3 protein-coding genes are annotated in these 6,000 nt (G+C 72.8%); 1 reads left to right on the top strand and 2 read right to left on the bottom strand.

The features are described from left to right. On the bottom strand, positions 1 to 2,018 hold a 2,018-nt coding region (locus tag NVU01S_RS09265), incomplete at its 3' end, for a hypothetical protein (RefSeq protein WP_063048092.1). Beyond that, entirely contained in the window at positions 2,011 to 3,756 is a 1,746-nt protein-coding gene (locus NVU01S_RS09260) for an Hsp70 family protein (protein ID WP_043670483.1), read from the bottom strand. The genes NVU01S_RS09260 and NVU01S_RS09265, both read right to left, overlap by 8 nt. A gap of 294 nt (positions 3,757 to 4,050) precedes the next feature. Between NVU01S_RS09260 and NVU01S_RS09255 the strand changes: the two genes are divergently transcribed. Continuing rightward, positions 4,051 to 5,961, top strand: a complete 1,911-nt coding sequence (locus NVU01S_RS09255) for an IniB N-terminal domain-containing protein (protein WP_156161579.1) — start codon at positions 4,051 to 4,053, stop codon at positions 5,959 to 5,961. Positions 5,962 to 6,000 lie beyond the last annotated feature (39 nt).

The following is a 6,000-nucleotide window of genomic DNA, read 5'->3' as shown; positions in this document are numbered from 1 at the left end:
CCGTACCAGTGGAAGGCGTTCGCCCAGGGCGGTGGTTCGCCCACCCGGCGCAGCAGCGCGAGCGCGGCGTCGACCAGCGGCGCGATCCGGCGTTCGTCGCGTAACCGGATGCCCGCCAGCCACAGCTCTCCGATCGGCAGCAGCGTGAGCAGATCGGTCTCGACGTCGTCGAACATCGGATGCGCGGACTGCCAGGCCCGGGCCAGCGCGACGTGGTCGCCGGTGCGCCGGGCCAGGCCGACGGCGACACCGTGTGCGAGCAGCCGGTCGCGCGGGTCGAGCGAATCGTGCTCGAGCGTGGCGACGGTGGCGGCCGCGGCGCGCTCGTCGCCGCCGAGCATCGCCGTCCAGGCGGCGAGCACCTGCAGTTGATGGCAGCGCAGGCCGCTGGCCGTGGCGCGGCGCAGTGCGTCACCGGCCCGGCGCGGCTCGCCGGTGCCGAGGCACAGCAGCGTCGCGATGGACACCGCGGTGCACGGGAGGAAGCGGTCGACACCGGAGTCCGCGTGCGCGGCCTGCACGAGCGCGGAGACCGCCGCGGCGCAGCGATTCGCGGATCGCGGTGCTGCGTCCGGGGTTTCGTGCCCGGTCAGGGTGTCCGCGAGCGCGCCCGCGATCAAGCGGGCGTGCGCGGTGGCCTCGGTGGGCGGCCACTGGGTCGCCGAGGCGGACATCTCCGCCGCGCCCGCCACGTCGCCTGCGAGCGCGAGCACGGTGGCGCCGACCGCCCAGTCCGCGCCGACCCGCTGCGCGCCGAGCCACGAATACAGTTGTGCCGCACGGGCGACCAGTCCCCGCCGGGTCAGCACGGCGGCGCAGATCCGCACCGCGTCGGCGAGCTCCGCGCCGGAGACGCCGGGGCGGGCGAGTACCGGCTCGGCCAGGCGCATGGCGGTCTCACCGTCCCCGTTGCGGCCGGCGGCCTCGGCCCAGCGCAGCGCGATACGGTCCGGGTCGGCGCCTGTGGCCGCGGCCGCCGCGTAATAGCGCACCGCCTCCCGGCCCGCCTTTTCCGCTGCCGTGGTGAGGAATTCGGCCAGGCGCGGATCGCGCACGCCCGATTCGGCCAGCAGCAGCGCGGTGTGGTCGCGCAGCAGGCCCGCGTCGAGCCGCGCGCCGAGCAGCTTGCGCTGCACGCCGACGAACCGGCGATCGCCGAGCAGGGTGCGCAGCGGTCCGACCGCGGGCGTGAGCAGCAGGTCCGCGTCGGTGACCAGGGCGCTGGCCCGGGCCCGATCGATGAGGTGCTGTGCGGCACCGGGTTCCACGCCCAGCACCTCGGTGAGTTCGCTGGCGTCCAAGCCGGTGCCCGTGGTGGCGACGACGAGGGTCTCCAGCAGATCCGGCTCCAGGTTGTCCAGCAGGGCGCGGGCCCAAGCGGCGACGGCGGCGTCCACCGCGCCGATGCCCGCGTCCAGGCGGGCCGAACAGGCGGCGGTCAGCGCGGCGACGACGCCACCGCGGATGCCGTCGGTCTGGCGGTGGATGTGCTGAGCCACCTGGCGCGGCACCATCATGCCGAGTTCCCGGGCGAACGGCGCGATATCGGTGACGCCGAGCGCGCGCAGCTCGACCACCCGGCCGCGCCGGGCGACGGTGTCGGCCAGGACGCGCAGGCGCGGATCGTGGGGCCGCTGCTGGGTGGCCAGCACCACCGTGCGGGTTCCGGATTCGATGGCGGTGCAGAGGAAGTCGAGATCGGACCGGCTCAGCGTGTGCGCGTTGTCGATGACCAGTGCCGGGCGGGGCGACCCGGCCGTGCGGGCGCCGCCGAAGCCGTTGCCCGCGACGGTGATCGGCTCGTCGGCGGTGGCGGCGGGCGCGGTCTCGGCGACCAGCGCGTCCTGTAGCGGGATGCCGCGGGCCCGCAGCCTGGTGCGAATCTCGTTGAGCAGGGTCGACTTACCGGTCTGCGAACGGCCGCGGATGAGATAGACGATCGGCTCCCGATCGGCGGTCTCCAGCTCCCGCAGGATCTCCCGCGCCGAGGGCAGGGTGTCGAAGGCGATATCAGCCACCGTTTCCTCCGAGGATCTGGCCGGGTGCGCGCAGGACGGTGCCGACCGTGCCGCCGACCTGATCGACGGTGTCGTTCAAGACGCCGGTCGGCAGGCTCGGCACGGTGGGCGCGGTCGGCGGCTGCGGCTGCGGGCCGGGACCCGGTGCTGGAGCCGGAGCAGGGGCGGGCTGAGGTTGCGGGGCCGGTTGTGCCGCACCGGGTTCCGCGGGCGGCGCCGCGGGCTGACCCGCGGCGGGCTGGCTGTTCACCACGGCGACGGTGGTCGCCGCCGGTGTGCCGGGCTGCCCCGCTTCGGTTTTCGGGCGATTCGCGGTCGGGGACGCCGGATCCGCCACCGCGACCGGCGCATTCGGATCCGTGGGGTCGCCCGGCGGGGCGCCGACGGTCGCGGCGATCTCGCCGGCTCGTGCGGGCGTCGAGGTATTCGTCGAAGCCGGATTCGATTGAATGCCAGTGCCGATCGCGACGGTGCCGGTGGCGAGCAGGCCGAGTACGACGACCGCGCCCGCGACCACGGCGAGTCGTCGCTTGCCGCTGCGCGGAGCGGCGGCCGCCGTCGGCAGGGGCGGCGTTGCCGAGGCAGCGGCAACCGCGGGCGTGGCCGAAAGTGCCACCGTGGGCAGCTCTTCGGTGTCCGACCCGATCGAGGCCGGTGGTGCGGCGGGTACCCGGGCCGCGGCGTCGGCCAGGTCCGCGGCCAGCAGTGCGGCGCCGCGGGCGCTGGTCTGCGCCGGCGCGGGCGCGGCCAGCACCGGGAGCCCGAACTCGGACGAGATCAGTTCGGCGACCAGCGGTATCGCACCGCCGCCACCGGTGAGCAGCACACCGCCGATATCGCCGATCGTCAAACCGGCCCGGTGCACCGCGTCACGGACCAGATCGGTCGAGCGCAGCAGCGGCGCGCGGAGCAGATCCTCCAGCTCGCCGCGGACCAGCCGCACATTGCTGCTGTGTGGGTCCGCGGGATTCAACCGCACCCGCACGACCGTGGCGGTATTGATCGACAGCTCTTCTTTCGCCGTTCGGCAGCGTTCGCGCAATGTCGCCAATTCGCGTTCCACCGCCGGGTCGAACGGATCCAAATCATTTGCGTCCGTAACATTTGCCAGAACGTAGCGCATGGTGAGCAGATCGAATTCCGCGCCGGCGATGTCCGTGCTCCGCAGCGGTGTGCCGAGCAATCCGGCGTGATCGCCGGTGCGCAACACCGAGACCGTGAGGCCGGTGGCACCGAGGTCGTAGACGACCACCGGGCCGTCGGTGCGCGGACCGTGAGCGGCGGTGAGCCAGCGCAGCGCGGCAATCGGTTCCGGCACCAGGGTCACCTCGCGCAGACCGGACCGATCGAAGGCGGCGCGCTGGATGTCGACGGTGTGCGCCGACCACCAAGCCGGGTGGCAGGCCACGGTCGAGCCGGGCTCGCGCGACCCGGTGGCCAGCTCGTCCATCAGGCACGTCACGGCGGTCGCGACGAGGTCGGCGGCCGAATGCGGCGTGCCGTCCTCGGCCAGCATGTCGACCGGATCGCCGACCCGGGCCAGGAATCCTTCGAGCAGAACCTCGCGGGAGTGCCGTCCCTCGCCGGGCGCGGTGGCGCCGAGGGTGGGCGGTGCGCCGGCGCTCAGTCGCAGCACGCTGGAACGCGTGCACACGCTGTAGCTGTCCTCCCCCGCTGCCGCCACGGCGACCGAATTCGACGCTCCGACAGTGATGCCGAGCGCCACACGCTGTGTCATTCGTGAACCCCGTTCGAAAACTCTGTGGTCGGGTCTCGCTGTTGTGTAGTCCGGGTGCGAAAGGCAGTGCGGGCACGCCGATGCATCAGTTGTTTCGGTAGCTGGCGGTCCGCCGTTACCTGCGTGGGGGAACTCGCGGGGAAATTCCCCTAATGCCGCGGCCGCCCCTAACGGCCGCACCGGGGGAGCAGTAGGGGTCGGCCCCGTTCCGCGTAACGAGTTGCGCCCCTAGCGTGAAATTCATTCCAACGACGCGGATCGTGAAGGTCCGCCAGCTCTCAGGAGATGTTTCCGATGACACCCAACGCGATTCTCGAGTTCATCCTGAATTTGCTTCGCGATCACGAGGCGGCGGTCGGCTACTGCGCCAACCCGACGGAGGCGCTGGTGGCCGCGGGTTTGCCTGCGGTGACACCGGAAGACATCGCTGCCGTCGCCCCGATGGTCGCCGAGTCGGCGCTGGTCGCCGGTGGTTCGCAGCTGTCCGCGATCGTGGCCGCGGGCGCCCAGACCGGTGTCGCTGCCGGGCTCGGCGCGGCGGGCGCGGTCGGGGCTGCCGCGGCCGCCAACGCGGGGCTGAACGTCGGCGCCGACCTCGGCCTCGATCTCGGCGGGCAGGTCGGCACCGGCATCGATGTCGACGCCGGGTTGCATACGGCGATCGACACCGGCTTGCAGATCGGCGCGAATATCGGTGCCGGGCTGGAGACGGCCGCGAACGTGGGCGCGGATCTGACCGGCGCGCTCGGCGGCGCCCTCGGCGCAGGCGCGCAGGCGGTCACCGGTCTCGGCGCGGGCCTGCAGGTGGGCGCGGACCTCGGCACCGGACTGCAAGGCGCGGTGAACAATGCGTTGCACCTCGGGACCGGGCTGGAGACGAGCCTGTCTACCGGCGTCGGCGGCGCGCTCGATGCGGCGGCCGGGCTGCAAACAGGTGTGGGCAGTCAGCTCGGGGCAGATCTGAACGCCGGATTGCAGAGCGCGGTGCACACCGCGACCGATCTGTCCGCCGGCCTCGGCGGCGCGGTGAACGCCGCGACCGGCCTCGGCGCGACCGTGGGCGCGGATCTCGGTACGGGGCTGTCGACCGGCTTGAACGGCGCGGTCGGCGCGGCCGGCGACCTGTCGGCCGGGCTCGGCAGTACCGTCGACGCCGCGGCGGACCTTTCCACCGGACTGACCGGCAATGTATCCACAGCCCTTGGCGGCGTGGGGAATTCGGCTGCACAGGTGAGCGCCGGCCTGGGGACGACTGTGGATGGTTTGATGCAGGCGGGTTCCGGTCTGGAGACCGGACTGTCCACCGGCCTCGACGGTGCATTCGGCGCCGGTGCCGAACTCGGTGCGGGCCTGGACACCGGAGTGGGCGGCACCGTCTCGGCCGCCCTTAGCGGCGTGGCGGATTCGGCCGCGCAAGTGAGCACGGGCCTGGGGACCACAGTGGATGGCGCGGTGCACGCCGGGGCGGAGGTGGGCTCCGGTCTGGAGACCGGCCTCGGTGCGGGACTCGACGCGGGCACCGATCTCGGCGCCGGTCTGGAAACCGGTTTGGGCACGACGATCGGAGCGGCCGCAGATGCGGGCGCCGTTCTCGGCGGCGGGCTTTCGGCCGGACTCGACAGCGCCGTGCAGGCGGGCTCCGGTCTCGAAACCGGTCTCGGCGCCGGGCTGGACGCGACTGCGCAGGCGACCACCGGTCTGGAGACCGGGCTGTCCACGGGCCTCGGCTCCGCCGCCGATCTCGGCGGCGAATTGTCCGGCAGTCTCGGTGGATCGGTGGATACCACTGCGGGACTCGGTGGTTCGCTGGGCGGTGCGGTGGATGCCGGCACGAATCTCGGTGGTTCGCTCGGTGGCACCGTGGACGCGGGTGCGAATCTCGGTGGTTCGCTCGGCGGGGCTGCGGACTCGGGTGCGAGCCTGGGTGGTTCGCTCGGCGGCACCGCACAGGGTGCGGTCGATTCGTCTGCGGGACTCGGTGGTTCGGTCGGTTCGACGGCGCACGGCACGGTGGACACGGCAGCGGGGATCGACGGAACTGTCGGCGCCACGGCGAATACCTGGTCGTCGCTGGATGTGTCGAGCGCGTTCGGTTCGGGGCTGGACAGCTCCACCGATACCGGACTGTTCGCCGATACGCACGCGAACACGGATCTGACCGGCGCCGCGGGCGCGGATCTCGGCGGCGACGCACTGCTGCACTGACCGCACCGAAAACCGTTCCGCACCAATCGAAAGAGGTCC

The organism is Nocardia vulneris, from assembly GCF_001613425.1.
Lineage (GTDB): Bacteria > Actinomycetota > Actinomycetes > Mycobacteriales > Mycobacteriaceae > Nocardia > Nocardia vulneris.
Note: the sequence above shows the minus strand (reverse complement) of the source record. Positions and strands in the feature narration are given on the sequence as shown.

What these genes read in the sequence shown, in the direction of transcription:
- NVU01S_RS09260 (WP_043670483.1), bottom strand. Translation starts at nt 3,756, where the DNA reads ATGACACAGCGTGTGGCGCTCGGCATCACTGTCGGAGCGTCGAATTCG.
- NVU01S_RS09255 (WP_156161579.1), top strand. Translation starts at nt 4,051, where the DNA reads ATGACACCCAACGCGATTCTCGAGTTCATCCTGAATTTGCTTCGCGAT.